The following is a 24,802-nucleotide window of genomic DNA, read 5'->3' as shown; positions in this document are numbered from 1 at the left end:
CGATTTCGCCTTCCGAGACGGCGGCCGCGCGATCCCGGGGAAACATCCATGAAACCAAGAACCAGCCTGCCGGCCGTCTTCCTGGCGCCGCCGCTCGCCATCCTGGCGGTGCTCGCCTTCGTGCCGACCGCCTATGCCATCTACATTTCCTTCCGCAACCGCGAGCTCAGCCGCCCCGACGGCAGCTTCGTCGGCCTGGCCAACTATATCGACCTCTTCTCCGACCGCCGCTTCATCAATGCGGTGGGCGTGTCGCTGACATGGGAGGTCATAACGGTCACCTTGACGCTCCTCGTTGCGATCGTGCTCGGCATCCTGCTCTTCGAATTCGCCTCGATGCGCCAGCGGGCGGTGCTGACGCTGGTCTTCCTGGTGCCGGTCATCCTGCCGCGCGTGTCGGCCGCCTTCGTCTGGAAATTCGCCTTCCATCCACTCTACGGGATCATCACCTATCCCTACAAGATGATCACCGGCCAGCCGCTCGACGTGCTGTCGAGTCCCGCCACGGCGCTGATGACGGTCGCGCTGGTCGATGTCTGGCAATGGGGCCTGTTCTTCGCGGTCATCGTGCTCAAACTGCTCGAAACCCTGCCGCCACAGCCCTTCGAGGCCGCACGGCTCGACCATGCGCGCCGCTGGGAGATCTACGCCTATGTCGCCCTGCCCATGCTGAAGGCCCCGCTGATCTCGCTCACCTTCATCAAGATGATCGAGTCCCTGCGCGCTTTCGACCTCATCTATGTCATGACCCGCGGGGGGCCGGGCATCGCGACGGAAACGCTCGACATGTACGCCTTCTCTCAGGGCTTCATCGAGTCGGGCCGCATCTCCTACGCTTCCAGCATGGCGGTTCTGATGATGCTGGCGACGACCGTGATCTTCACGGTGATCTGGAAGAGGGTGAAGCCATGACTGTCTCCCGTTTCCTCGGCAAGTCCATTCTCTATCTTGCGGCCTTTTCCGCGGTCTTCCCCATGGTCTGGACGGCGATCAATGCCTTCAAGAACCGGGTGGATATCGTCACCCCCACGCCGCTCTTCCTCTTCACGCCGACGCTCGACAATTTCGCCTATGTGCTGGGACGGGAGAGCGTTGCGGCGGGTCTCGTCAATTCGCTGCTCGCTGCCGGCGGATCGGTGCTGATCGGCGCGCTGCTCGGCCTGCCGGCGGCCTATGCGATCGCGCGCTACCCGAACCGCTGGTCCGCCGACATCCAGTTCTTCGTGCTGTCGCTGCGCTTCCTGCCGCCGGTCGCGGTCGCGATCCCGCTCATGGTGATCTGGCTCGACCTCGGTTTCTACGACACGCGGTTTTCGTTGATCGTCACCTATACCTTGTTGACGCTGGCGACCATCATCTGGCTCGGCGTGCCGGCCTTCGCCCGTGTTCCGAAGGAGGTCGAGGAAGCGGCGCGTGTCGATGGCTACGGCCCCTATGCGGTCTTCCTGCGCGTCGCCCTTCCGATCGCCTCGCGCTCGCTCATCGGCGCCGTCGCCTTTGCCTTCGTGCTGGTCTGGAACGAGTTTCTGATCGCGCTGATGCTGACGACCTCGGACGCCAAGACGTTGCCGATCGTCGCCTCGGAGCTCACCCAGCTCGGCCGTGACGTGCCCTGGGGCATCCTCAATGCCTCGGTCGTGCTGCTCTCCATTCCGCCGCTCCTGCTTATCGGGATCCTCAGCGGCCTCCTCAACAATGCGTTCCGGCGCAAGAGCAATTGATGACAGGACATTCTCCCATGCAAGCCTTGGTTCTCGAAGAGAAGGGCGTGCTTGCCCTTCGCGACATCGATCTCCCGCTTTCCGTCGGGCCTGAGGATGTGAAGATCGCCATCCATACGGTCGGCGTCTGCGGCAGCGACGTGCATTACTATACCCATGGCGCGATCGGTGCCTATGTGGTGCGCGCGCCCATGGTGCTGGGCCATGAGGCTGCGGGCACCATCGTCGCGGTCGGCGAGAATGTCCGCTCCCTCTCGGTCGGCGACCGGGTCTGCATGGAGCCCGGCGTCCCCGACCTTTCCTCCCGCGCGTCCAAGCTCGGCCTCTACAATGTCGATCCGGCCGTGCGCTTCTGGGCGACGCCGCCGGTGCATGGGGTTCTTGCCCCCTATGTCGTACACCCCGCCGCCTTCACCTATCGCCTGCCGGACAATGTCTCCTTCGCGGAAGGCGCGATGGTCGAGCCGTTTGCCATCGGCATGCAGGCGGCCGCCCGCGCCCGCATCGTGCCGGGCGATGTCGCCGCGGTCATCGGCGCCGGCCCCATCGGCATCATGGTGGCGCTTGCAGCGCTCGCCGGCGGGTGCAGCCGGGTCCTCATCTCGGATTTTTCCGCCGAGAAGCTGGCGATCGCGGCCGCCTATCCGGGCATCGAGCCGGTCAATGTCGGCGAGGCCACCTTTGCTGGAGCCATAGCCGCGGCAACAGGGGGATGGGGCGCCGACGTCGTCTTCGAGGCCAGCGGCAGCGCCAGGGCCTTCGAGGGGCTCTTCGATCTCGTGCGGCCGGGCGGCGCCGTCGTGCTGGTCGGCCTGCCGGTCGATGCGGTGCGTTTCGACGTCCCGGGTGCCATCTCCAAGGAGGTGCGCGTCGAAACGGTCTTCCGCTACGCCAATGTCTTCGACCGCGCCCTTGAACTCATAGCGTCCGGCAAGGTCGACCTGAAGCCCTTGATCACGGGCACCTATGCCTTTGGCGAAAGCGTCGCGGCCTTCGAACGGGCGGCCGAAGCGCGGCCGACCGACGTGAAGCTGCAAATCCGCGTGCAGGGGGAGAACTGAGCATGGCAAACATCGTCTGCAGCCGTGTCGACAAGGCCTACGGCGCCGTCAGCGTCATCCGGGACTTCAATCTGGAGATCGAGGACCACGAATTCGTCGTCTTCCTCGGCCCCTCCGGTTGCGGGAAATCGACGCTGCTGCGCATGATCGCGGGGCTGGAGGAAATCTCCGGCGGTGCGGTCTCCATTGCCGGCCGCACCGTCAACGATCTCGAACCGCGCGACCGCGGCGTTGCGATGGTCTTCCAGAACTACGCGCTCTATCCGCACATGACGATCTACGACAACATCGCCTTCGGCCTGAAGCGCATGAAGGTCGACAGGGCCGAGATCGACAGCCGCATAAAGGCCGTCGCCGGCACGCTCGGGCTGGAGCCCTATCTCGGCCGCAAGCCGACGGAGCTCTCCGGCGGCCAGCAGCAGCGCGTGGCGATCGCCCGCGCCATGATCAAGACGCCGCGCGTCTTCCTCTTCGACGAACCGCTCTCCAACCTCGATGCCAAGCTGCGCAACCATATGCGCGTGGAAATCGCCCGGCTGCACCAGAAGCTGAAGACCACGACGATCTATGTCACGCACGACCAGCTCGAAGCGATGACGTTGGCCGACCGTATCGTGCTCATGAAGGGTGGCGCGATCGAGCAGGTCGGCACGCCCGCGGAGATCTACGAGCGTCCCCGCACACTCTTCGTTGCCGGCTTCATCGGCACGCCGAACATGAACTTCCTCGACGTCACGGCGCGTTCCGACGGCCAGGCCTGGCTGCTCGAAGGCGATGGCGTGCGCTTCAGGGCCGACCGCGGGCGCTTCGAGATCAAGGAGGGGCAGGCCCTCACCCTCGGCGTGAGGCCATCGTCGCTTTCGGCCGCTTCTCTCGAAGGCAACAGGGAGAACACCCTCGCCGGCATCGCCGATCTCGTCGAATTCCACGGCGACAGTGCCCTCGTTTCCTTCCGTGTGGGTGGCAAGGAGATCGGCGCCCTCGTTCCCGCAAGCAGCCGGCCGACGACCGGCGCTCCCGTGGCCTTTTCCGTCGGTGGCGAAAGCCTGCACGTCTTCGATCGCGCGACGGGCCTTTCGATGTTACGGGAGGAATCGTAAAGTCCGCTGGCGATTCATCCTGGTGAGAGAGGTTCCTGCATGACCGAGGCGACTGATGCGATCCTGGCGCTGTGCAAGGCACTGTCGCCGACCAGGACAGCGGTTGTCCATCCGGTCAAGCCGAACGTGCTCGAAGCCGTCGACGAGGCGGTGCGCGAAAAGCTCATCGTACCGGTTCTGATCGGGCCGAGGGCGAAAATCGAGGAGGCGGCCGCTGCCGCCTCGGTCGATATTTCCGGCTGGGAGCTGGTGGACGTGGAGCACAGCCATGCCGCTGCGGCGAAGGCCGCGGAGCTGGCGGCCGGCCATCAGGTCGACGCGATCATGAAGGGATCGCTCCATACCGACGAACTACTCGCAGCCGTCGTGCGACAGGATGCGGGGCTGAGGACGGAGCGCAGGATCAGCCATGCCTATCTCATGAGCATCGCGAGCTACCCCAAGCCTTTCATCATCACCGATGCTGCGGTGAACATCCTTCCCGACCTGCCGGCCAAGGCCGACATCGTGCAGAATGCCGCCGATCTCTGGCGCGTGGTCTTCGGGAAAAGGGTGCTTCCCAAAGTGGCTGTCCTTGCCGCCGTCGAGACGGTCAATCCGAAGATGCAGGCGACGCTTGATGCCGCCGCGCTCTGCAAGATGGCGGATCGCGGCCAGATCACGGATTGCGTCATCGACGGGCCGCTGGCCTTCGACAACGCGATCAGCGCGGAGGCGGCCATTGAGAAGGGTATCGTCTCCGAGGTTGCCGGTCAGGCGGATATCCTTGTCGTTCCCGATATCGAGGCCGGCAACATGCTGGCCAAGCAATTGACCTTTCTTGGCGGTGCGGAGGCGGCCGGCATCGTGCTCGGGGCCCGCGTGCCCGTTATCCTGACAAGCCGGGCGGACAACGAGCGGGCGCGGCTGTTGTCCTGCGCGCTCGCGGTGCTTCTTGCCGAGGCGCGCGATAAGGGGCAGATCAAGTGAACCACGTCCTCCGGGAGGCGGGTGTTGCAAGGCCTGCGTTTCTGCCGCCATTCAAGGCCCTGGTGATTCCGGCCGACGAGGAGATGACGATGGCGATCCATGCACGCGCGCTCTTGGAGGAAGGGCGATGAAGGGTCTGATTGTCGGCCTCGCGAATGACCAGTCGCTGGCCTGGGGCTGCGCCGTGGCGCTCAAGGCGCTCGGCGCTGACATTGCCGTCACCTACCAGAACGACAAGGCCAGGCCGCATGTGGAGCCCCTTGCGGACGAACTCGGGGCGCCGATCTTCCTGCCGCTCGACATATGCCGGCCGGAACAGATGGACGATGTTTTCAAGGCCATCGAGGCACGCTGGGACCGGCTCGATTTCCTGCTGCATTCGATAGCCTTCGCGCCAAAGGCGGACCTGCAGGGGCGTGTCGTCGACAGCTCGCCGGAAGGTTTTTCGATCGCCATGGACATTTCCTGCCATTCGCTCATCCGGCTTGCCCGGCGCGCGGAGCCACTGATGCCCGATGGCGGCGCCATCCTCACCATGAGTTTCTACGGGTCCGAGAAGGTGGTTCCCGGCTATGGCATCATGGGGCCGGTCAAGGCGGCCCTCGAATCCACGGTTCGCTATCTGGCGGTGGAGTTGGGCGGCAAGGCCATCCGTGTGAATGCACTCTCCACAGGGCCGGTGAAGACCCGCGCCGCTTCGGGGCTCTCGCATTTCGACGACCTGTTGGTGAGGGCCGCGGACGAAACGCCGCTCAAACAACTGGTGACCATCGAACAGGTCGGCGAGGCGGCATCGTTCCTGCTGTCGGACAAGGCCCGTTTCGTCACCGGGCAGACGATCTATGTCGATGCCGGCTACAATATCCTAGGCTAGAGATGAAACTATCCCTGCCGCTCCGGCAGGTCGACGAGCAGGCCGTCGAGAGTGTCCGTCAGCTTGATCTGACAGGAAAGGCGCGAGCGGGCGGGGTCCGGGTCGTGGGCGAAGTCGAGCATGTCCTGTTCCAGCGCCGAGATGGCCGGCAGCCGGTCCACCCATTCGGGTGCGACATAGACATGGCAGGTGGAACAGGAGCAGGCCCCGCCGCATTCGGCGAGGATGCCGCGCACGTCGTCGTCGCGGGCCGCCTCCATCAGCGTCATGCCGGCAGCGGCCTCCACGACATGGCGGCTTCCGTCATGTTCCACAAAGGTGATCTGCACCATCCTCGTCTTTCCTTTTTCGTGCGCACTTCCGGGGGCAGAACCGCTTGGCGGTCTGCTGGAACTCTTCAGGGCAGGAGCGCCGTCGCCTCGACCTCGACCAGGAATTCCGGCCGGGTGAAGCCGGAAACGATCATGAGGGTGGAGGCGGGCTTGACCGGAAGGTCGGCGACGAGGCGGTCGCGCACGGCCATGTAGTCGGCCATGTGCGCGCGCTCCGTCACGAAGGCGTTGAAGCGCAGGACATGGGAAAAGTCTGCGCCGGCTTCGGCAAGGATGGCGCGGATATTGGCGAAGCATAGTTCCGCCTGGGCGGTGACGCCCTCGGGGATCGTGCCGTCGCCGGCAAGGGCGAGCTGGCCGGAGGTGACGATAAGCTTTTCCGAAGCGACGCCGTGGGAATAGCGGCCGAAGGGCGCGGGCAGGATGGCGGGTTGCAGCGTCTTCATGGCTGTCACGCCTCCTTGCCGGAAAGCCCGCAGCGGCGCAGGAAGAGCTCGGTCGCTTCGGCGATGATGCGGTCCGCGTCGAGCGCCTCGCTTCCCGGCCTGTCCATCAGCACGCGGGCTTGCGCCTCGTATTCGGCATAGTGCTGGGTCACCGCCCAGATGTTCATCTGGAAGAGCAGCGGATCGACGGGGGCGATCTTGCCACTGTCGATCCATTGCTGGATCACGGCGTTCGCCTCCTCGACCGCGGCCTTGAGCGCCGCCCAGTGGGGCGTCATCTCCGGTGCACCACGGGCGATCTCATTGGCGAAGAAGCGCGAGAGATCGGGAAATTCCAGCGTGTGGCGCACCTTGCGCTTGATATACTGGGTGATCGCCAGCGCCGGATCGTCGCGCGAGGCGGAGAGGAAGAAGATGTCCTTGTAGGCCCCGACGATGTCGCTGAGGACCTGCTGGTAGAGTTCCTCCTTGGAGGAGATGTAATAGTGCAACTGGGCCTTGGTGATCCCGGCCGTGAGCGCGATCGCCTGGGTGGAGGTACCCGACAAACCGTTGCGTGCGAACTCCTGGATGGCCGCGTTGCGGATGGCGGCGTGGATTTCCTGCCGCTTTTTCTGAAGTGTGCTCATGGCGATCCTGGCCTTCCTGGCGATGCGTCGGGAGCGGACCGGCACGGTCGGCGCCGGCCCGCGGTTTCGGTTACTTGCCCGTCAGCCTGGTCTTGATGTCGAGACCCTTGCCCTTGTTGACGAAGCGCGTGTCGGCGACCTTCGAGAGATCGACGGCGCCAGCCTCGATGATCTTGCTTTCGACGGCAAGGTCATGGAAGGCCTTGATGCGCTCGGGGCTCATCGCGCCGATGCCCTTCTCCACCGCCTCGCCGGAATCGATGATCTCAAGCTTGTCGAACTGCGCCATCTCGGCGTCGAGCTTTTCGACCGTCATTTCCGGGTTGGCGGCGATGATCGCCGCATAGGCGGCAGCGCGGTCGCCGTAAAGGTAGTTGTTCCAGCCCTCGATCGAGGCGTCGAGGAAGCGCTGCACGAGGTCGGGATTGTTCTCGACCAGCTCGCTGCGGGTCTCGATGATCGAACCGTAGGTGCTCCAGCCCTGGTCGGCGAGCAGGAACACGTCGACCTTGGCGCCTTCCTTCGCCGCGTAGAGCGGCTCGGCGGTGCCATAGGCCTGCTGCACCATCGACTTGTCGCTCAGGAACTGCGCGAGGTTGAAGCCGTAGGGACGCAACTGCTCGTCCTTGAAGCCGAGGCGGGTGACCATCCACTGCCAGAAGCTGAACTGGCCGTCCTTGGAAACGAGGATGGAGGGGGCCTTGGTGAGCGCCGCGAAATCGGCATATTCGCCCTTGTGCGCCATGAAGGCCTGCGGATCCTTCTGGAAGATCGCCGCGACGACGGTGGTGGGAATGCCGTTGCGCACGTTGTCGAAGGCGAGCAGCAGGTTGCCGCCCATCAGGAAGTCGAGCCGGCCGGCCGGCAGCATCGGCCGTGTGTTGACCTGCGGGCCGCCCATCTTGATCTCGACGTCGAGGCCGTATTTGGCATAGGTGCCGTCCACCACGGCCTGGTAGAAGCCGCCATGGCCGCCCTGCGCCAGCCAGTTGGTGCCGAAGACGACCTTGTCGGCCGCCCAGGAGGAGCCGGCGGCGAGCAGCAGGCCCACGGCGGCGAAAAGACTTGTCATGCGTTTCATGCGCGTTTTCCCCTTTGGTTGTCTCAGGTATCGGTGCGGGCCATGCCGTCGGTCCAGCCCCGGGTCTTGCCGGGGTTCATCAGGCCGTACGGATCGGCGCGTTTCTTGAATTCGATCTGCGTCTGGTCGATCTGCTTCATGCCGCCGTCCTCGATGGTCACGACATGAGGGTCGAAGATCGTGCAGCCGTCCGTCTCTTCCAGCTCGGCGATGAGCCGGTACATGGCCTCCTCGCCGCGATAGCGCACCAGCGGCAGGGCGAAGATCTGCACCTCGCCATCCATGCGCGCCATTTCGTGGTGCCAGTAGATCTCCTCGCCGTAGCGGGCCATCTGGCGGAGCACGAGGTCTGGATCGAAGGGCCGCGGATAGGCGACCTGCAGGTAGGTCCAGCTCTTGTCCACCTTGAGGGCCTGCAGCGTTGTGTGGTTCCAGCCGCATTCATAGGCCGGCTGCAGGCCGGCGGCGCGGATCTCCGGCTTGCGCATGGCAAAGGAGATGCGCCCGCCATGCGCCTCGGCCTCGGCGGTGAAGCGCGCCATCTCCCCGGGCGCAACCATGGCGAAGACGGCGTCCCGGTCGGCCGGGAAGAGATCGCCGAGCTTGTTGTAGAAGGGCGCGAAGCGGCGCTCGACGGTGGTCAGCAGATAGCAGTCGAGGCCCTTCTCCTGGGCGGAGGAGGCGAAGCGCAGCGCCGCGTCGTAGCCGTCGAAGAGCGCGGCGGTGTGGATCCAGTCCGTCGCGCGGGTGAGGCCGACGCCGAGCTCCACCACGATGCCGTTGGTGCCGTAGGCGTGCTGCACCTTCTGCACGTCCTCGCCGAAAAGCTCGATGACCTGCGGCTCCGGCTCGACGGTGACGACCTTGGCATAGGTGAGGTTGCCGGGATCGCGCAGCATGCCGTGGCGCAGCGAGCCGATGCCGCCCGAGCCGCCGGCGACGAAGCCGCCGATGGTCGCCATCTGGCGGGTCGAGGGATACATCATCAGTTCCTGCCCGGTCTCGTGCGCGGCGTCGTCGAGCCGCGAGATGCGGGCGCCCGCCTCCACGCGCACATGGCCGTCGGTGATCTCGATCACCTTGTCGAGGCGGGTGAGGTCCATGACGATGCCGCCTTCCAGCGGCACGCACTGGCCGTAATTGCCGGTGCCGCCGCCGCGCAGCGTGAGGGGAACCTTGTGGCGGGCGACGACGGAGGCGACATGCATGACCTCCTCGACGGTCTGCGGCACGACGACCAGCTCGCCGAGCTTGTCCTTGAGCTGCTCGTTGAGGATCGGGCTGTACCAGAAGTAGTCGCGCGAGCGCGCGGCGATGTAGTTCTCGTCGTCATGGGCGCGGATCCCATTCAGCGCCGCCTTGATCGACGTCCAGTCGCGGTGTCCGGTCATGTCTGTTCTCCTTGATGGTCTGTCAGGATGCGGCCATTGCGCCAGACAGTGCGGTCGGCACGCGGTCGGCTCAGGGCATCGATAAGGTCCTCGGCGTCGAGCCGGATGAAATCGGCGGGACCGCCTTCGGCAAGCGCAAGGCTCAGGCCCATCCAGCGGGCGGGCGTCTCGCTCACCGCGTCCAGCCAGTCCTCGGGCTGGAGGTGGCCGAGCAGGGTCGCGCCGCGGAAGGCGTCGAAGAGGTCGTAGTCACCGAAGGGGAAGAAGGCGTCGCGCACGTTGTCGGAGCCGATCATCACCTTCAGCCCGGCGGCGCGTGCCTCGTGCAGGGGCGCAAGGCCGCGCAGGCGCGGCGTGCGGCCAGCCTTCGCATCCTGCAGGTAGGCGTTGCAGCCGGGCAGCACCGTCAGCCCGACGTCCGCTGCGCCCGCCCGGGCGAGAACGTCCGCGACCTCGGCGGGATCACGCACCGAGAGCGCGCAGCCATGCCCGCACAGGACCCGGCCGGCAAGGCCGCGCCGTTCGGTCTCCGCCACGATGGCGTCGATGCCGCGCGCCTCGACCTCCAGCCCCTCGTCGACATGGAAATCGAGGAGGAGGTCGTGCTTTTCCGCGAGGTCGAAGACCTGCGCAAGCCGGGCGTCGAGGGTGTCGTTGCGATAGATGAAGGCCCCGAGCACCCCGCCGGCCGCCTTGACCTCGCGGGCGATGGCCTCGCCAATCTCGGCGAAGAGGTCGAGCGGGGTCAGCGAGGCGAATTCGAGGTGGATGCGGCCCTGCCATTCGTCGGCAAGGTCGCGCAGCACGGTCCAGGCCGCCGGCGGCGACGCGCCGTACCAGTCGACATGGCTGCGCATCAGCGCCGTGCCGTGGCGATAGGCGCGGTCGAGGGCTCGGCTCGCCCGCTGCCGGAGATCGGCATGATCCCAGAGCGCGGCGTCGGCCTGCATCATCTTGATGGCGTGGAACAGCGAGGTGGCGCGGGCCGGCATGCGGGGCGCGGTGAAGGTCTTGTCGAGATGGGTATGGATGTCGGCCATCAGCGGCAGGACGAGGCCGCCGCCCCGGCTGGACGAGGGGGCGATGGCCGCGATGCGGCCGCCGCTGACGGCGATGTCCCAGTGCCCCTCCCGGCCGGCGAGGCTGACGCCCGCAAGGCGCTGGCCGCCGGCGCCGGCATCGGCGGGGCTGGTGGTCTCGGTGGTCCGCATGGGGTTCACGTCTCGCGCTTGATTTCGCTTTCGTGCCAGTGGCCGAGCACGAGATGCGACAGCCAGGACGTGACGAGGAAGATGCCGACGCCCAGCACCGAGACGAGGAACAGCGCGGCGAACATGCGCGGGATCTCGTTGCGGAAGCTCGATTCGAGGATGCGCGAGGCAAGGCCGGTGTTCTGCCCCGCCGTGCCCGCGACGAACTCGGCGACGACCGCGCCGATCAGCGACAGGCCGCCGGCGATCTTCAGCGCTGCCATGAAATAGGGCAGCGCCGAGGGGATCAGGAGATGGCGCAGGCGCTGCCAGGGCGTCGCCTGGTAGAGCCGGAACATGTCGCGCAGGTTATGGTCGGCGCTGCGCAGGCCGATCGCCGTGTTCGACAGGATCGGGAAGAAGGCGACGATCCAGGCGCAGATGAGCAGCGCGAAGAAGGTGTTGCTGACATAGATGAGGATCAGCGGCGCAATGGCGATGATCGGCGTCACCTGCAATATGACGGCGAAGGGGAAGAGGCACATCTCCACCGTGCGCGACAGGGCGAAGAGCATGCCGAGCAGCACGCCGCCGATGATGGCGAGGCCAAGCGAGAGCAGCGTCAGCTTGACCGTGAAGGCTGCGCTTTGCATCAGCGACGACCAGTCCTGCACCAGCGTTTTCGCGATCAGGCTCGGCGCGGGGATGAGGTAATGCGGCACCTCGTTGTACCAGACGAGGAATTCCCACAGGCCCAGCACCGCGAGGATCGAGACGATGGGCATGATGACGCGCAGGCGCCGCTCGCGGCGTTCGAGAAGGGTGCGCGGATCGAGGATTTCGCTTTCGGCAACGGCGGGATCAATGGTTGAGATCGACATGGTCCATGGTCCCTTCGAGTGCGTTGCTGACGAGACGACAGTTATCGGTGTATTCCGACGTCATGCGGTAGGCGCTCGTGCGCGTGTCGGCGCCGGGCAGCGCGATATCGTGCACCACGCGGCCGGGGCGCGCGGCCATGACCACGACGCGGCTGGAGAGATAGACGGATTCGAAGACCGAGTGGGTGACGAAGATCACCGTCAGCCCGTGCGAGCGCCAGAGGCCCAGCACTTCGTCGTTGAGCTTGGAGCGCGTCATCTCGTCGAGTGCCGCGAAGGGCTCGTCCATCAAAAGCAGCTTCGGCTTCGTCACCATGGCGCGGGCGATGGAGGCGCGCATCTTCATGCCGCCCGAAAGCTCGCGCGGATAGGAGCGGGCGAAATTGGCAAGGCCCACCATGGAAAGGGCCTCTTCCACGCGGGCCTTCGCCTCGCCCTTGCCGAGCCCCTGCAATTTCAGCGGCAGGAAGACGTTCTCGAACACCGTCGCCCAGGGCATCAGCGTCGCTTCCTGGAAGACATAGCCGATATCGCTGCCATGGGGGCTTTCGCCGGCCGGATGGCCGTTGACGGTGATCGAACCCGACGAGAAGGACAGAAGGCCCGAGATCATCTTCAGCGCCGTGCTCTTGCCGCAGCCGGAGGGGCCGAGGAAGGAGACGAATTCGCCGTTGCGGATTTGTAGCGACATGCCGCGCAGCGCCACGGTGCCGTTGGCGAAGCGCTTGGAGACGTCCTTCATGTCGATGAGGACGGGGGCGCCGGTGAGGCCGGCGGCCTTGGGGAGGGGGCTTGCCGCGTTCATGCTACCACTCCGGTTTTCTGTCCAGCCAGTCGGCCGGCAGGCTGTCGATTTCCGCCATGGCTTCGACGAGGCGCGCGACGGCGTGGTCGAGGGTCGCCTCGCCCTTTGCGGCGGTGGCGAGATGCGCCTCGCCGCAGGCTCCGGCGGCGCTGAAGTCCTGCGTCTTCCAGCCGGGCTTCGCGCCGCGGCCGAGGCCGAGATGGCGGAAGTTTTCGACAAGATCCTGGCCGCGCGAGCGGAAGTCGCGGGCGGCGGTCATGTCCACATTGTCGGGATCGAGCGCCAGCAGGACGGAGGTTTCCATGTCGCCGGCATGGATGCCGTGGGTGCGCTCGACATCGGAATAGATGCCCTCCGGCATGCCGAAGCCGAACCAGTTGACCGAGAAGGCCAGCATGTCGTGCGCGATGCGCAACTGGCGGGTGACGACGTCCATGATCGGGATGTTGCCGCCATGGCCGTTGAGGAGAACGAACTTGCGCACGCCCGAGCGCGCCACGCTGGCGCCGATCTCGGTGAGCACACGGATCAGCGTTTCGGCCGAAAGGGTGAGCGTGCCGGGATAGTCGATGTGTTCGTCGCTCTTGCAGACGGCCTGCGTGGGCAGGAAGAGCACCGGGCTGTCCTCCGGCAGGGCTTTTGCGAGGCGGCGTGTCACCCCGTCGACCGTACAACTGTCGACGGACATGGGCAGGTGCGGCCCGTGCTGCTCGATGGCCCCGATGGGAAGGACGGCGATGATGCGCCCGCGATCGAGCGCGGTGAAATCGCGGCTGGAATAGTCGGCCCAGAAACGCTTCATCGAAAAGCCTCCGTGCCGTCAGAGACACCCGTTGCTGACAGAAACTCCATCTTGCTTCTCCTCTTCCTCCGGGTTTAGATAAACAAACTCATAGCAAATGGTCAAACTATTTGGTATGTTCTTTCCAAGTGTTACGATAAGCTTTTGATTATCATCATGTTTATTCGTGGTTCCAGCTATCGGGAGGATGGCCGGGACGGCGTCTGGGAGGACTCATGAGACGACCGCGCCTGTTGATCACACGCCCTCTGCCAGCGCCCGTGCATGAGCGTGCGGGCACGCTCTTCGACCTGACGATCCGCAAGGACACGGGCCCCACGACAACGGCGGAACTCTCCGCCGCCCTCCTCGATCATGACGCGATCCTGCCCTCGCTCGGCGACGTCTTTTCCCCGGCGGTGTTTGCGGGCGTGGTATCGCCGCGCTGCCGCATCCTTGCCAATTTCGGGCCGGGGTCAGCCATATCGACCTTGCTGCCGCCGCAGGCGCCGGCATCGCCGTCACCAACACGCCGGGGGCCGTCACCGGCCCGACCGCCGATCTCGCCATGCTGCTTCTGCTGATGAGCGCGCGCCGTGCGGGCGAGGGCGAGCGGCTCGTGCGATCGGGGGAGTGGAAGGGCTGGCACCCGGTGCAGCTTCTCGGCCAGGACGTTTCCGGCAGCACGGTCGGTATCGTCGGCATGGGGCGCATCGGGCAGGAGGTCGCCCGGCGCGCCGCCGCCGGTTTCGGCATGCGGGTGCTGTTCCACAACCGCTCACCGAAGACGGTGCCCGGCGTGGAGGCGATGCAGGTGCCGCTGGATGAATTGCTGCGGCGCGCCGACTTCGTCGTGCTGACCGTGCCGGGCGGCAACGAGACGCGCCACCTGATCGACGAGCGTGCCTTCATGCTGATGCGGCCTGAGGCGCATCTCGTCAATGTCTCGCGCGGTGAAGTGGTGGACGAGGCGGCGCTGATCCGGGCGCTGGACCATCGCCGGATCGCCGGGGCGGCGCTCGATGTCTACGAATTCGAGCCCGCCGTGCCGGCCGCCCTGCGCGAACGCGACGACGTCGTGCTGCTGCCCCATCTCGGCTCGGCGACGCATGCGGCACGCGCGGCGATGGGCATGACGGCGCTCGACAATCTGGAAGCCTTTTTCCGCGGCGATACGCCGGAAAACCGGGTCGCGTGAACACGAGGGAGGGGAGGACGACATGGACCATATTGCGATCCTGGGGGCCGGGCAGGCCGGCTCGTCACTGGCGGCCAAGCTGCGGGGCCTCGGTTTTGGCGGGCGCATCACCCTCATCGGCGAGGAGGGCACGCTGCCCTACCAGCGCCCGCCGCTCTCCAAGAAGTACCTGATGGGGGAAATGACGCTGGAGCAGCTGCACCTGCGGCCCGAACGCTTCTACGCGGACAACGACATTGCCCTGCTGCTCGGTGAAAAGGTCGCCGCCATCGATCGTGCCGCGCGGCAGGTCCGTCTCGGCAACGACGTGGTGGCCTATGACCAACTGGCGCTGACGACGGGAGCGACGCCGCGTGCGTTGCCGGCCGCGCTCGGGGGCGGCCTGCAGGGCGTCTATGTGGTGCGCAACCTGGCCGATGTCGATCGCATGGCCCCGGAATTCCGCGAAGGGCGGCGGGTGCTGGTCGTCGGCGGCGGTTATATCGGGCTGGAGGCGGCGGCGGTGGCGGCCAGGCTCGGCCTGAAGGTAACGCTGATCGAGGCGGCCGAACGCATTCTCCAGCGCGTCGCCGCGCCGCAGACCTCGGACTATTTCCGGAACCTCCATGCCGGCAACGGCGTCGAAATCCTCGAAGGGACGGGCCTTGCCGGGCTGGAGCGCAGGGAGGCGATCTCGGCGGCGCTTTCGGACGGTTCGCGCCGCGAAGTGGATTTCGTCATCGTCGGCATCGGTGTGGCGGCCAATGACGAGCTGGCGGCGGCGGCGGGTCTTGCCTGCGACGGCGGCATTCTCGTCGATGCGCATGGCAGGACCGGCGATCCGGCCATCTGGGCGGCCGGCGATTGCGCGCGCCTGCCCTATCGCGGCGAGATGATCCGGCTGGAAAGCGTGCAGAACGCCATCGACCAGGCCGAGGCGGTCGCCGCCAACATGCTGGGCGCGGCGGCGGATTACGTGCCGAAGCCGTGGTTCTGGTCCGATCAGTATGATGTGAAGCTGCAGATCGCCGGCCTGAACATGGCATTCGACCAGGTGGTGGTGCGGCCGGGGGCGAACGAGAGGGCGCGCTCGCACTGGTATTTCCGCCAAGGCGCGCTGCTCGCCGTCGATGCCATGAACGAGCCGCGCAGCTACATGGTGGGCAAACGTCTGATCGAGGCAGGGCGCTCACCCTTGCCGGGCCAGGTGGCCGACGCGGGTTTCGATCTGAAAAGCCTGATATGACAGGCTCCGAGGCGCGTTTTTCCGCCGGCATCGCGCCTGTGCCCGGCGGAGGTCCATCCGGATGCCTTCCGCGCTTCCGCTGATGTTTTCCTTGAAACCCGGTGGCTCAATCGATATCCGACGCCGGTGATCGGAAACACAGAACCATCGACAGGTTGAGCAGCATGGCCCCCGACTTCCTTGTAACGCATTCCGGCGGCTTCCATGCGGATGAACTGCTGTCCAGCGTGATCCTCACGCGGCTGTTTCCGGCTGCCCGTCTCGTGCGCAGCCGCGCGCCGCAGTGGATTACGCCCGGCAGCGACAGGATCATCTATGATGTCGGCGGCGCCTATGATCCGGCCATGGGGATATTCGACCATCATCAGCGCGGGGCGCCGTTGCGGGAGGATGGCCAGCCGTTCAGCTCCTTCGGGTTGATCTGGCGCCAGTTCGGCCGGGACTACCTGAGGGCCGTCGGCGTTCCCGCTTCCGATATCGATGCCCTGCATGCAGGCTTCGACATGGATTTCGTGCTGCCGGTCGATCTGATGGACAACGGAGCCTTGAGCCCGTCGGTTGCCGGCGCTCTGGCCAAGCTGACGCTGCCTGTCCTGCTGGAAACGCTCAAGCCTGTCTTCGATGACAGGGAGCCGGATGCCGACGGCCGGGCATTCCAGAATGCGCTTGCGATCGCGCGCAGTTTCGTAGAGGCGAGCATAAGGCAGGCCGCCGCGAAGCTGCGCGCGGAGGCGATCGTGCTCCAGGCGATCACGGCGGCTGGCGACGATCCGGTGCTGGAGCTTCCCATCGGGATGCCGTTCCGGCCTGCAATCGTGAAGGCGGGTGCGGATCATCTTCTGTTCGTCGTCCATCCGCGAGAGAACGATTGGTGCCTGACCGGCATCAGGCGGTCGAGCGACGGATTCGAATTGCGGGCCGATCTTCCGGCGAGTTGGGCCGGCCTGTCCGGCGAGGATCTTGCAGCGGTTTGCGGCGTGGCCGACGCAACGTTCTGCCATAACGGCCGCTTCATCGCCGCGGCGAGAACGCGCGATGCCGCGCTCGATATGGCGAGGATCGCGGTCGTGCATGCCGGGCCGGCAGCGGCAACATAGGCGGCCGGCTGACCTCGGGACATCGATGTGATCCGTATGGCGGGCCGGGGGAGGCGATCCGCGCCGACGAGACATGTGCAGGCCGGCCCCGCAAGGGGCCGGCCACGTTGTTCGATGGGGTGCGGTCGATGGTCATCGTGCCGGGTTGGGGCCGATGCGCTTGCCGTGGCGGGTGCGTTCATCGCCCTTGTGGACCATGGTGACGGCATAGTCGATGCCCATGCCGTAGGCGCCGGAATGTTCCTTCACGATGGCGGTGACGGCGTCATAGGTCTTCTTGTGGGCCCAGTCGCGCTGCCATTCGAGGAGGACCTGCTGCCAGGTAACGGGCACGACGCCGGCCTGGACCATGCGGTCCATCGCGTATTTGTGGGCATCCACCGATGTGCCGCCGGATGCATCGGCCACCATGTAGATCTCGTAGTCGGTGTCGTGCAGGCAGGAGAGGGCGAAAGTGGTGTTGCAGACTTCCGTCCACAGACCGGAGACGATGACCTTCTTGCGGCCGTTCGCGGCGTTCCTGGCGAGTGCATCGCGAACGTTCTGGTCGTCCCAGGAGTTCATCGAGGTCCGCTCGAGGATGTCGTTTTCCGGGAAGACGGCGAGAAGTTCCGGATAGGTATGCCCGGAGAAGGAGTCCGTCTCGACGGTCGTGATGGTTGTCGGAATATCGAAGACCCTGGCTGCCTTGGCGAGGCCCACGACATTGTTCTTCAGCGTCTGGCGGTCGATCGACTGGACGCCGAAGGCCATCTGCGGCTGCTGGTCGATGAAGATGATCTGGCTGTTTTCCGGGGTCAGGACTTCGAGTTTGCTGGACATGGTCTATCTCCTCTCTGATGTGGGAAGGAAGGGCCCTTGCCCTGCCTTCGCCGTTTCTGCATTTCGATGGAGACAGATGTAGCGGCGTTGATTACGTTGGAGAATTACAATAATAATGTCCACTGAATTGCGATTACGGAAATAATCGAAGTGAACGACTACAAGGCCCTGCGCATCTTCCTGCTGGCCGCCGAAAAGCGGAACTTCGCCCAGGTGGCGCGGGAGCTCAACATGGCGCCCGCCGCCATCACGCGCACCATTGCCGCGCTGGAGGAGGAACTCGGCCTCCAGCTCTTCGTGCGGACGACGCGGCAGGTGTCGCTGACGACGGACGGCGCCATCTTCGCCGCCCAGATCCAGCCGGCCTTCCAGGCACTCGAAACGGCGCGCAAGGATATCATGGATGCCCACAAGACGGACCAGGGACGGCTTCGCATCAGTGCGCCGACATGGTTCGGCAAGGCCGTTCTGCCGCCGATCCTCACCGGCTTTCGAAAACTCTATCCGAAGATCAATTTCGAGATCTCGCTGGCGGACGGTTTCGTCAACATTCTCGACCAGGATTTCGATCTCGCCATTCGCATCTCCTCGACCCCTTCCGACAAGTTCACCATCTGGCGCAAGGTCTGCGTGATTCCGCGTGTGCTCGTGGCGGCGCCCGGAAGCCGGTTTGCGGCCATGGACCATCCCGGCGAACTGGCGCCGGACGAATGCCTTGCCTATAGCGGGGAAAGCCGCCGCGAGGCGTGGGTGCTTTCGGACGGCAGCGCGACCGTCGAGATCTCCGCCGGCCGCAGCTTCAGCGCCAACAATGGCGACGTCCTCGCCGACATGGCGGCGGAGGGTGCCGGCGTCACGCTGCTGCCGCGCTTCCACGTCGCGGCACATCTGCAGGCCGGCCGGCTGGCGCATGTGCTGCCGCGCTGGTCGCCGCCCGACCTGTGGCTGACCCTTTATTACCCGCCCTACCAGGCGCTGCCGCCCCGCATCGCGGCCTTCTCGAAATATTTCGAGCAGCACGTGCCGGCCTACATGTCCGTACTGCAGTAGATCGGGCCACCGGACGCGCCGATGCCGGCCTTACTCCCCGGTGTGCCGGGAAGCGGAACGCCTGAAGCGGGATTCCTCTGCAACGGGGCCTGATGCTTCAGGCTGCCCCGCGCGCCTCCCCCTTCCGCGCCAGCACGAAGTCGTACTCCACCTCCCAGAACGGCCCGGCGAAGTCGTAGCCCTTCGCCCGCGCGGGATCGTCGACGAGATGGAAATCGGCGAGGAGACTCTGCTTCACGCCGAACACGGCGTCCGAGTTGATATAGGGGTCGTGCGGGTCGAAGATATGGGTGATCAGCGTCTCGAAGCCTTCGGCCTTGAGGATGTAGTGCAGGTGCGCCGGGCGATAGGGATGCCGGCCGAGATGGTTCAGCATCCGGCCGACCGGCCCGTCATGCGGGATCGGATAGTATTTCGGCTTGACGGCACGGAACCAGTAGCGCCCGTCCGTCCCCGTGCGGAAGACGCCGCGCAGGTTGAATTCCGGCTGGATGCCGAGCTGCTGCACGTCGTAGAAGCCCTCGTCGTTGGCCTGCCAGACATCCAGCACCGCGCCGTCGATCGGCCGGCCGGCCGTGTCGAGGATGCGGCCGGAGATCACCATGTCCTCGCCCTTCTGGTCGAGGCAGATGTTCGCGCCCATCGGCAGTTCCGGCGCGTCCTGTACATGGAACGGCCCGAGCACCGTGCTTTCCGAGGCGCCGGAGGGTTTGCGGTTGTTGATGGCGTCGACCAGCATCGAGACGCCGAGCGTATCGGAGAGCAGGATGAATTCCTGCCGCCACTCGTTGCACATCTGGCCGGTGCGGGTGAGGAAGAGGATGGCCTCCATCCACTCCTCCTGCGTCGGCTCGATCTCCTTCACCGCCTCGTGCAGCTTGCGCGTCACGACCTCCATGATCGCCTTCAGCCGCGCGTCCTTCGCGTTCCTGTTGCGGCCGGCGACGACCTCGACGGAGTTTTCCTCGGTGAAGAAACCCTTTTCGTGCTCGTCCATCATCGGTCTTCCTTTCCAAGTACGGCGGCCATCACCCGGCGCAGGTCGCCGGCCGGATCGTCCGTCCCTTCCGCCCGCCGCCAGCAGACGTGGTGGTCGGGCCGCACCAGCACGACGCCGCCGTCGCGCACCTCGCTGAGAGCGGCCCAGTCGCCGGAAAAATCCTGCCATTGCTGGCGCGGGCCGATGATGTGGGCGGCGATCTCGACGCCGCGTTCGCGGCCGACCACCTTCGCCGCCTCGACCCAGCCCTGCCCGCCGATGCCGGTCAGCAGCGTGAAGCGGCCGCGGCCCGTCAGGTCCAGCGTCGAAACCTTCCGGCCGTCCTCGGCAAAGAGCCAGGCATGCGGCAGGCGGGCGCCCGGCCAGGTCGTCTGCTGGAAATGCAGTTCCGGGTCCTTCTCGAAGGCGGGCTCGGCTTCGCCATCGGTCACCACGGCCTGCGAACGGTAGCGCTGATTCATCTCCACGCCGTGGGCGTCGAATTCGTAGACCTTCGCCGCGATCGCCTTGCGGATGGCGGCGCGCTGTTCCTCGGCGGCAGGCGTGTCGTTGCAGCGGGCGTCCATGTTCTGCTGCATCTTCACAGGGTCGATGGAATCGAGCAGGCCGAGCGCCTTGAAGATCGGCCCGAATTCCTCGATCGACCTGTTGGCACGGGTGACGATCTGCTTGGCGATGGGCGCGCGCTCGGCGTCGTAGCTTGCCAGCAGCCCTTCGCCGGCCTGCCCCTTCAGCACAAAGGCGAGCTTCCAGGCGAGGTTGAAGGCGTCCTGGATGGAGGTGTTGGAGCCGAGCCCGTTCGACGGCGGATGGCGGTGGATGGCATCGCCCATGCAGAAGACGCGGCCGTTCGAAAGCGTCGTCGCATACATGTTGTTGACGGTCCAGGTGGAGACCGACTTGATCGTCACGTCGAGATCGGCGACGCCGACGAGGTCGCGCACGACCTTTTTCGCATGCGCCTCGTCCACCTGCGGGGCCGGCTGGTTGATGTCGTAGCCCCAGACGATCAGCCATTCGTGCCAGGGCCGCACCATGCGCACCAGCCCCATGCCGATGCCGCCGACATCGGCGCCGGGCTGCAGGACCCAGTAGAGCACCGAGGGGCGGTGGGCGACATAGCGGGAAAGATCGGCTTCGAAGAGGATGTTCATCGAGCCGGCGACACCCATGCGGCCCTCGAAGGAAAGGCCCGCATGCTCGGCCACCTTCGAATTGCCGCCGTCCGCGCCGACGAGATATTTCGAGCGCACGGTCAGGGTCTTGCCGGTCAGCCGGTCGAGGCAGGTGGTGGTGACGCCGTCGGCGTCCTGCTCATGGCTGACATATTCCGTCGACATGCGCGCCTGCGTGCCGCGCGAACAGGCGGTCTTGAAGAGCAGCGGCTCCATGAAGGTCTGCGGCAGGTCGTTCATCTTGCTCGGCGAGGAGAGCTGATGCTCTGCGCGGGAAGCGGGATGCATGCCCCAGCTCTTCATGCGGCCGATCTCCTCGCCGGCCAGCGCCGTGCAGAAGACGTTCTCGCCCATCAACTCCTGTTCGGCGGCGAACATGTAGGCCTCGTCCTCCACCTCGCGGCCGAGATCGCGCAGCACCTCCATGGTGCGCTGGTTGGTGATGTGGGCGCGCGGCGTGTTGGCCAGCCAGCGGTAGCGGTTGATAACCATGTTCTCGATGCCGTAGCTCGCAAGCAGCGCGGCGGTGGCGGAACCGGCCGGGCCGGTGCCGATGATGAGAACGTCGGTTGTGATGTCAGCCATGAAAACCTCCCTGGTGGATGGATGGGCCGCCCGTGAGCTTGCGGCGGACCGGAAAGAGATGGATGCCGGTGCGGTCGGAAAAGGCCCCCCAGAGACCGCGCGGCGCGAAAAGCATGACGAGGATGCCGGAAAGACCGAGCATCAGGAGATACCAGGAGCCGTAATCGGCCATGAGGTTCTGCAGAAGGAAGAACAGGACGACGCCGAGGATCGGTCCCTCGATGGTGCCGATGCCGCCGATGACGACGATGAAGATGACATAGGCCGTCCAGTCGGTGACGGAGAAGGCGGCGTCCGGCGAGATGCGGGCCTTCTGCACGTAGATCAGCGCGCCGGCAAGGCCGGTGAGGAAGGCGGTGGCGAGGTAGACCAGCGCCTTCATGCGCCGCGCATCGACGCCGACGGCGCGGGCGGCCTGTTCGTTGTCGCGCACGGCGGCAAGGCCGAGCCCCTGCTTGCTGCGCAGGAGGCGATAGATGAAGCCGATGGTGGTGGCGGCAAGGATGAGCGCCAGCCAGTAGGTGATGGCGTCGCTCGCCTCGGCCGGCTTCATGCCGAAGAGATCGCGGAGCAGCGAGACGCCCGCCATGTCGCGCACCGCCTCGCGCGGCAGCGAGGTGCCTGTGCCGCCGCCGAGCGCCTTCCACTGGGCGAAGAGGAGGCGCACGACCTCCGCCACCACCCAGGTGCCGATGGCGAAATAGGGGCCGTAAAGACGGAAGGTGAAGAAAGCGGTGGGGATGGCGAGCAGCATGGACAACACCCCGGCGATGAGGATCGCCGGCAGCGGATCGACGCCGAGGAGGATGACCGCGCCGAACATGGCATAGGCGCCGAAACCGACAAAGACCTGCTGGCCGACGGAGATCAGCCCCGCATAGCCCGCCAGCAGGTTCCAGCTCTGCGCCAGCACCAGCATGGTGAGGATGAAGAACAAATCCTGCACCGTCCCGCGCGAGACGAGGAAGGGCGCGGCGAGGCCGAGCGCCAGCACGGCGAAGGCGACGAGCAGCGCGAGCGAAGAGACTTTCGAGCCGGTCTCGACCTTGAGGGTGGGCATGGCGATGGACATCGAAAACACCTCAGTCGACGGCGCGCGGGAAAAGGCCGCGCGGCTTGATCAGGAGAACGGCGAGGAAGGCGAGATGGCCGGACAGGATCTGCCATTCGGGGTTTATCGACGCGCCGACCGTTTGCGCCACGCCGAGGATGACGCCGCCGGCGAGCGTGCCCCAGAGCGAGCCGAGGCCACCGATGATCACCGCCTCGAAGGCATAGATCAGCCGGGCCGGGCCGGCGGTCGGGTCGAAATTGGCGCGGGTGCCGAGATAAAGCGCGGCGATCGTCACCACCACCATGGCAAGACCGGTCGCCACCGCGAAGATCTTTCGCGGGCGGATGCCCATCAGGCCGGCGGTTACGGTGTCGTCGGAGGTGGCGCGGAAGGCGCGGCCAAGCGCGGTGCGGTAGATCAGGAGGTTGAGCCCGACGACGACGGCGACCGCCGAGAGCAGGGCCATCAGCGGCATGAGGCCGACAGTGATAGGGCCGAGGCCCATCGAGGCCGTCTCCAGCGGGCCGGCGGAGATGCGGCGGCTGTCTGCGGAAAAGCCTTCGAGCAGGCCGTTCTGGATGACGATCGACAGGCCGAAGGTGACGAGCAGCGGCGGCAGCACGTCCTTGCCGAGCGTGCGGTTGAACAGCACCTCCTGCAACCCATAGCCGAGCGCGAACATCACCGGCGCGACGATGAGGGCGGCGAGGAAGGGGTTGAGCCCAAGGGTGCTCACCAGCACCAGCAGCAGGAAGGCGGCGAGCACGATGAGGTCGCCATGGGCGAGGTTGACGAGCCGCATGATGCCGAAGACGAGGCTGAGCCCTGCGGCGAACAGCGCATAGAGCCCGCCGAGCAGCACGCCCTGGACGATGGTATCAAGCATGTTCATGGCTTGGCGCTCCGAAATAGGCGGCGTGGATGTCGTCGCGGCTCAATTCTTCCGGCCGGCCGGAGAGGGTGACGCGCCCCTCCATCATGCAATAGACTCGGTCCGCCACCTTCAGCGCCTGGCCGATATCCTGCTCGACGATGACGATGGCGGCACCGCTCGCGCGAATGCGCGGGAAGGCGGCGTAGATGTCGCGCACGACGACCGGGGCGAGGCCGAGGCTGATCTCGTCGCAGAGCAGCACGTCCGGATTGGCCATCAGCGCCCGGCCGATCGCCACCATCTGTTGCTGCCCGCCGGACAGCGCCGTCGCCGGGGTGTTGCGCCGCTCCTTCAGGATCGGGAAGAGATCGTAGACGCCGCCCAGCGTCCAGGCGCCGCGCCGCTTGCCATAGGCGCCGACGAGCAGGTTCTCCTCGACCGTCAGCGAGGGAAACAGCCGCCGCCCCTCCGGCACCATGGCGATGCCGCGGGCAAGGATGTCGGGTGCGGCAAGCGCGCCGATCGCCTCGCCGCGGCAGACGATGCTTTCGGGATCGCTCCCGAGCACGCCGGAAATGGCGCGCATCAGCGTCGTCTTGCCCGCGCCGTTCGCGCCGATGATGGCGATGGTTTCCCCTTCGGCAATGGTGATGTCGACGCCGAACAGCGCCTGGAAATCGCCGTAGAAGGCGGTCAGGCCCCTGGTTTCGAGGAGGGCAGTCATATCTCGATCCCCAGATAGATGTCCTGCACCGCGCGCGAGGCCATGATCTCGGCCGGCGCGCCGACGCCGATCACCCGGCCGAAATTCAGCACCAGCAGCCGCTCCACCACCGAGGTCAGCGCGTGCAGCACATGCTCGATCCAGATCACGGCGACGCCCCTGGCATGGATGGCGCGGATGGTGGCGACGAGCGAGAGGCATTCGCCCTCCGTCAGCCCTCCGGCGATCTCGTCGAGCAGCAGCAGCCGCGGTTCGGTGGCAAGCGCCCGGGCGAGTTCCAGCCGCTTCCGCTGCAACAGGGTGAGGCCGCCCGCCGGCACGTTGGCCTTGTCGAGAAGGCCGGTTTCCTCAAGGATTCCGGCGCAGCGGCCGTAGGCGTCCGCTTCGCTGCGTCGTGCGCCGAAACTGCCGGCGACCAGCAGGTTTTCGAAGACGGTCAGCTTCTCGAAGGGCTGGGGGATCTGGAACGTGCGCCCCATGCCGGCAAGACAGCGCGCCATCGGCGGCGTGCGGGTGACGTCGGCGCCGGCAAAGCGGATCGTGCCGCTGTCGGGCGAAATCGTGCCGGTGATTAGGTTGAAGAGCGTCGACTTGCCGGCGCCGTTCGGGCCGATGATGCCGAGCGCCTCGCCTTCCGCCACGGAAAGGCCGATCGCATCGGCGACGGTGAGCGCGCCAAACCGTTTGGAAACGCCATCGAGCTGCAACAGGGACATGGTTGATCCTCCGGCCGGCGG

The 24,802-nt window shown here is 65.9% G+C and carries 25 protein-coding genes and 1 pseudogene; 10 read left to right on the top strand and 16 right to left on the bottom strand.

The features are described 5' to 3' along the window. Positions 1 to 48 precede the first annotated feature (48 nt). The 6 genes from shn_RS17190 (at position 49) to fabI (ending at position 5,725) form a co-directional block, all read left to right on the top strand. The gene (locus shn_RS17190; RefSeq protein ID WP_064331502.1) at positions 49 to 912 is read left to right on the top strand and encodes a carbohydrate ABC transporter permease; all 864 of its coding nucleotides are present in this window, start codon (positions 49 to 51) and stop codon (positions 910 to 912) included. Then, on the top strand, positions 909 to 1,721 hold the full coding sequence (locus shn_RS17185) for a carbohydrate ABC transporter permease (protein WP_064331501.1): 813 nt from the start codon (positions 909 to 911) through the stop codon (positions 1,719 to 1,721). The genes shn_RS17190 and shn_RS17185 overlap by 4 nt, the downstream gene beginning before the upstream one ends. A gap of 17 nt (positions 1,722 to 1,738) precedes the next feature. Continuing rightward, entirely contained in the window at positions 1,739 to 2,782 is a 1,044-nt protein-coding gene (locus shn_RS17180; RefSeq protein WP_064331500.1) for an NAD(P)-dependent alcohol dehydrogenase, read from the top strand. 2 nt (positions 2,783 to 2,784) lie between these two features. Continuing rightward, a complete protein-coding gene (locus tag shn_RS17175; protein ID WP_064331499.1) occupies positions 2,785 to 3,882 on the top strand; it encodes an ABC transporter ATP-binding protein in 1,098 nt (365 codons plus the stop codon). A gap of 39 nt (positions 3,883 to 3,921) precedes the next feature. Next, a complete protein-coding gene (locus shn_RS17170) occupies positions 3,922 to 4,851 on the top strand; it encodes a bifunctional enoyl-CoA hydratase/phosphate acetyltransferase (RefSeq protein WP_064331498.1) in 930 nt (309 codons plus the stop codon). A 127-nt stretch (positions 4,852 to 4,978) separates the two neighbouring features. Continuing rightward, positions 4,979 to 5,725, top strand: coding sequence for an enoyl-ACP reductase FabI (gene fabI, locus shn_RS17165; protein WP_064331497.1), 747 nt, complete (start codon positions 4,979 to 4,981; stop codon positions 5,723 to 5,725). Positions 5,726 to 5,733: 8 nt separating this feature from the next. Here the strand turns inward: fabI and shn_RS17160 are convergent, their stop codons facing one another. From shn_RS17160 to shn_RS17120, 9 genes are all read right to left on the bottom strand, one after another. Further along, positions 5,734 to 6,057, bottom strand: coding sequence for a 2Fe-2S iron-sulfur cluster-binding protein (locus tag shn_RS17160; RefSeq protein WP_064331496.1), 324 nt, complete (start codon positions 6,055 to 6,057; stop codon positions 5,734 to 5,736). 65 nt (positions 6,058 to 6,122) lie between these two features. Beyond that, positions 6,123 to 6,503: a RidA family protein gene (locus shn_RS17155; protein WP_064331495.1), complete on the bottom strand. Its 381-nt coding sequence runs from the start codon at positions 6,501 to 6,503 to the stop codon at positions 6,123 to 6,125. A 5-nt stretch (positions 6,504 to 6,508) separates the two neighbouring features. After that, on the bottom strand, positions 6,509 to 7,132 hold the full coding sequence (locus shn_RS17150; RefSeq protein ID WP_064331494.1) for a TetR family transcriptional regulator C-terminal domain-containing protein: 624 nt from the start codon (positions 7,130 to 7,132) through the stop codon (positions 6,509 to 6,511). Between the two features lie 70 nt (positions 7,133 to 7,202). Further along, entirely contained in the window at positions 7,203 to 8,213 is a 1,011-nt protein-coding gene (locus tag shn_RS17145) for an ABC transporter substrate-binding protein (RefSeq protein WP_064331493.1), read from the bottom strand. Positions 8,214 to 8,236: 23 nt separating this feature from the next. Continuing rightward, positions 8,237 to 9,604 (bottom strand): FAD-binding oxidoreductase, encoded by a 1,368-nt coding sequence (locus shn_RS17140; RefSeq protein ID WP_064331492.1) that lies wholly within the window; start codon positions 9,602 to 9,604, stop codon positions 8,237 to 8,239. Further along, positions 9,601 to 10,815, bottom strand: coding sequence for an amidohydrolase family protein (locus tag shn_RS17135; protein WP_064331491.1), 1,215 nt, complete (start codon positions 10,813 to 10,815; stop codon positions 9,601 to 9,603). Before shn_RS17135 ends, shn_RS17140 begins: the two co-directional genes overlap by 4 nt. A 5-nt stretch (positions 10,816 to 10,820) precedes the next feature. Next, positions 10,821 to 11,675: an ABC transporter permease gene (locus shn_RS17130; protein ID WP_064331490.1), complete on the bottom strand. Its 855-nt coding sequence runs from the start codon at positions 11,673 to 11,675 to the stop codon at positions 10,821 to 10,823. After that, a complete protein-coding gene (locus tag shn_RS17125; protein WP_064331489.1) occupies positions 11,656 to 12,480 on the bottom strand; it encodes an ABC transporter ATP-binding protein in 825 nt (274 codons plus the stop codon). The genes shn_RS17130 and shn_RS17125 overlap by 20 nt, the downstream gene beginning before the upstream one ends. 1 nt (position 12,481) lies before the next feature. Next, the gene (locus shn_RS17120) at positions 12,482 to 13,282 is read right to left on the bottom strand and encodes a creatininase family protein (protein ID WP_064331488.1); all 801 of its coding nucleotides are present in this window, start codon (positions 13,280 to 13,282) and stop codon (positions 12,482 to 12,484) included. A gap of 215 nt (positions 13,283 to 13,497) precedes the next feature. Here shn_RS17120 and shn_RS17115 point away from each other — a divergent pair. The 3 genes and pseudogenes from shn_RS17115 to shn_RS17105 all read left to right on the top strand — a co-directional run bounded on the left by shn_RS17115 (position 13,498) and on the right by shn_RS17105 (position 16,781). Further along, positions 13,498 to 14,459: pseudogene (locus shn_RS17115) on the top strand (2-hydroxyacid dehydrogenase). A gap of 22 nt (positions 14,460 to 14,481) precedes the next feature. Next, positions 14,482 to 15,684 (top strand): NAD(P)/FAD-dependent oxidoreductase, encoded by a 1,203-nt coding sequence (locus shn_RS17110; protein WP_064331487.1) that lies wholly within the window; start codon positions 14,482 to 14,484, stop codon positions 15,682 to 15,684. A 164-nt stretch (positions 15,685 to 15,848) separates the two neighbouring features. Beyond that, positions 15,849 to 16,781, top strand: coding sequence for an MYG1 family protein (locus shn_RS17105; RefSeq protein WP_064331486.1), 933 nt, complete (start codon positions 15,849 to 15,851; stop codon positions 16,779 to 16,781). Positions 16,782 to 16,913: 132 nt separating this feature from the next. Here the strand turns inward: shn_RS17105 and shn_RS17100 are convergent, their stop codons facing one another. Continuing rightward, the gene (locus tag shn_RS17100) at positions 16,914 to 17,603 is read right to left on the bottom strand and encodes a hydrolase (RefSeq protein WP_064331485.1); all 690 of its coding nucleotides are present in this window, start codon (positions 17,601 to 17,603) and stop codon (positions 16,914 to 16,916) included. A 150-nt stretch (positions 17,604 to 17,753) separates the two neighbouring features. Between shn_RS17100 and shn_RS17095 the strand changes: the two genes are divergently transcribed. Further along, entirely contained in the window at positions 17,754 to 18,653 is a 900-nt protein-coding gene (locus tag shn_RS17095; RefSeq protein ID WP_064331484.1) for a LysR family transcriptional regulator, read from the top strand. Positions 18,654 to 18,750: 97 nt separating this feature from the next. Here shn_RS17095 and shn_RS17090 read toward each other — a convergent pair whose 3' ends face one another. The 6 genes from shn_RS17090 to shn_RS17065 are packed head-to-tail and all read right to left on the bottom strand — an operon-like array spanning position 18,751 to position 24,781. Then, the gene (locus shn_RS17090) at positions 18,751 to 19,650 is read right to left on the bottom strand and encodes an intradiol ring-cleavage dioxygenase (protein WP_064331483.1); all 900 of its coding nucleotides are present in this window, start codon (positions 19,648 to 19,650) and stop codon (positions 18,751 to 18,753) included. Then, entirely contained in the window at positions 19,650 to 21,413 is a 1,764-nt protein-coding gene (locus shn_RS17085) for an FAD-dependent monooxygenase (protein WP_064331482.1), read from the bottom strand. The genes shn_RS17090 and shn_RS17085 overlap by 1 nt, the downstream gene beginning before the upstream one ends. Then, a complete protein-coding gene (locus tag shn_RS17080) occupies positions 21,406 to 22,485 on the bottom strand; it encodes a branched-chain amino acid ABC transporter permease (protein WP_064331481.1) in 1,080 nt (359 codons plus the stop codon). The genes shn_RS17085 and shn_RS17080 overlap by 8 nt, the downstream gene beginning before the upstream one ends. A 10-nt stretch (positions 22,486 to 22,495) precedes the next feature. Beyond that, the gene (locus tag shn_RS17075; protein WP_064331480.1) at positions 22,496 to 23,359 is read right to left on the bottom strand and encodes a branched-chain amino acid ABC transporter permease; all 864 of its coding nucleotides are present in this window, start codon (positions 23,357 to 23,359) and stop codon (positions 22,496 to 22,498) included. Next, the gene (locus shn_RS17070) at positions 23,346 to 24,065 is read right to left on the bottom strand and encodes an ABC transporter ATP-binding protein (protein WP_064331479.1); all 720 of its coding nucleotides are present in this window, start codon (positions 24,063 to 24,065) and stop codon (positions 23,346 to 23,348) included. The genes shn_RS17075 and shn_RS17070 overlap by 14 nt, the downstream gene beginning before the upstream one ends. Continuing rightward, complete coding sequence (locus shn_RS17065) at positions 24,062 to 24,781, bottom strand: ABC transporter ATP-binding protein (RefSeq protein WP_064331478.1); 720 nt, start codon at positions 24,779 to 24,781, stop codon at positions 24,062 to 24,064. Before shn_RS17065 ends, shn_RS17070 begins: the two co-directional genes overlap by 4 nt. Between the last annotated feature and the right edge of the window lie 21 nt (positions 24,782 to 24,802).

The organism is Shinella sp. HZN7 (assembly GCF_001652565.1).
In the GTDB taxonomy this organism is placed as follows: domain Bacteria; phylum Pseudomonadota; class Alphaproteobacteria; order Rhizobiales; family Rhizobiaceae; genus Shinella; species Shinella granuli.
This window is presented reverse-complemented; position numbering and strand designations above follow the sequence as displayed.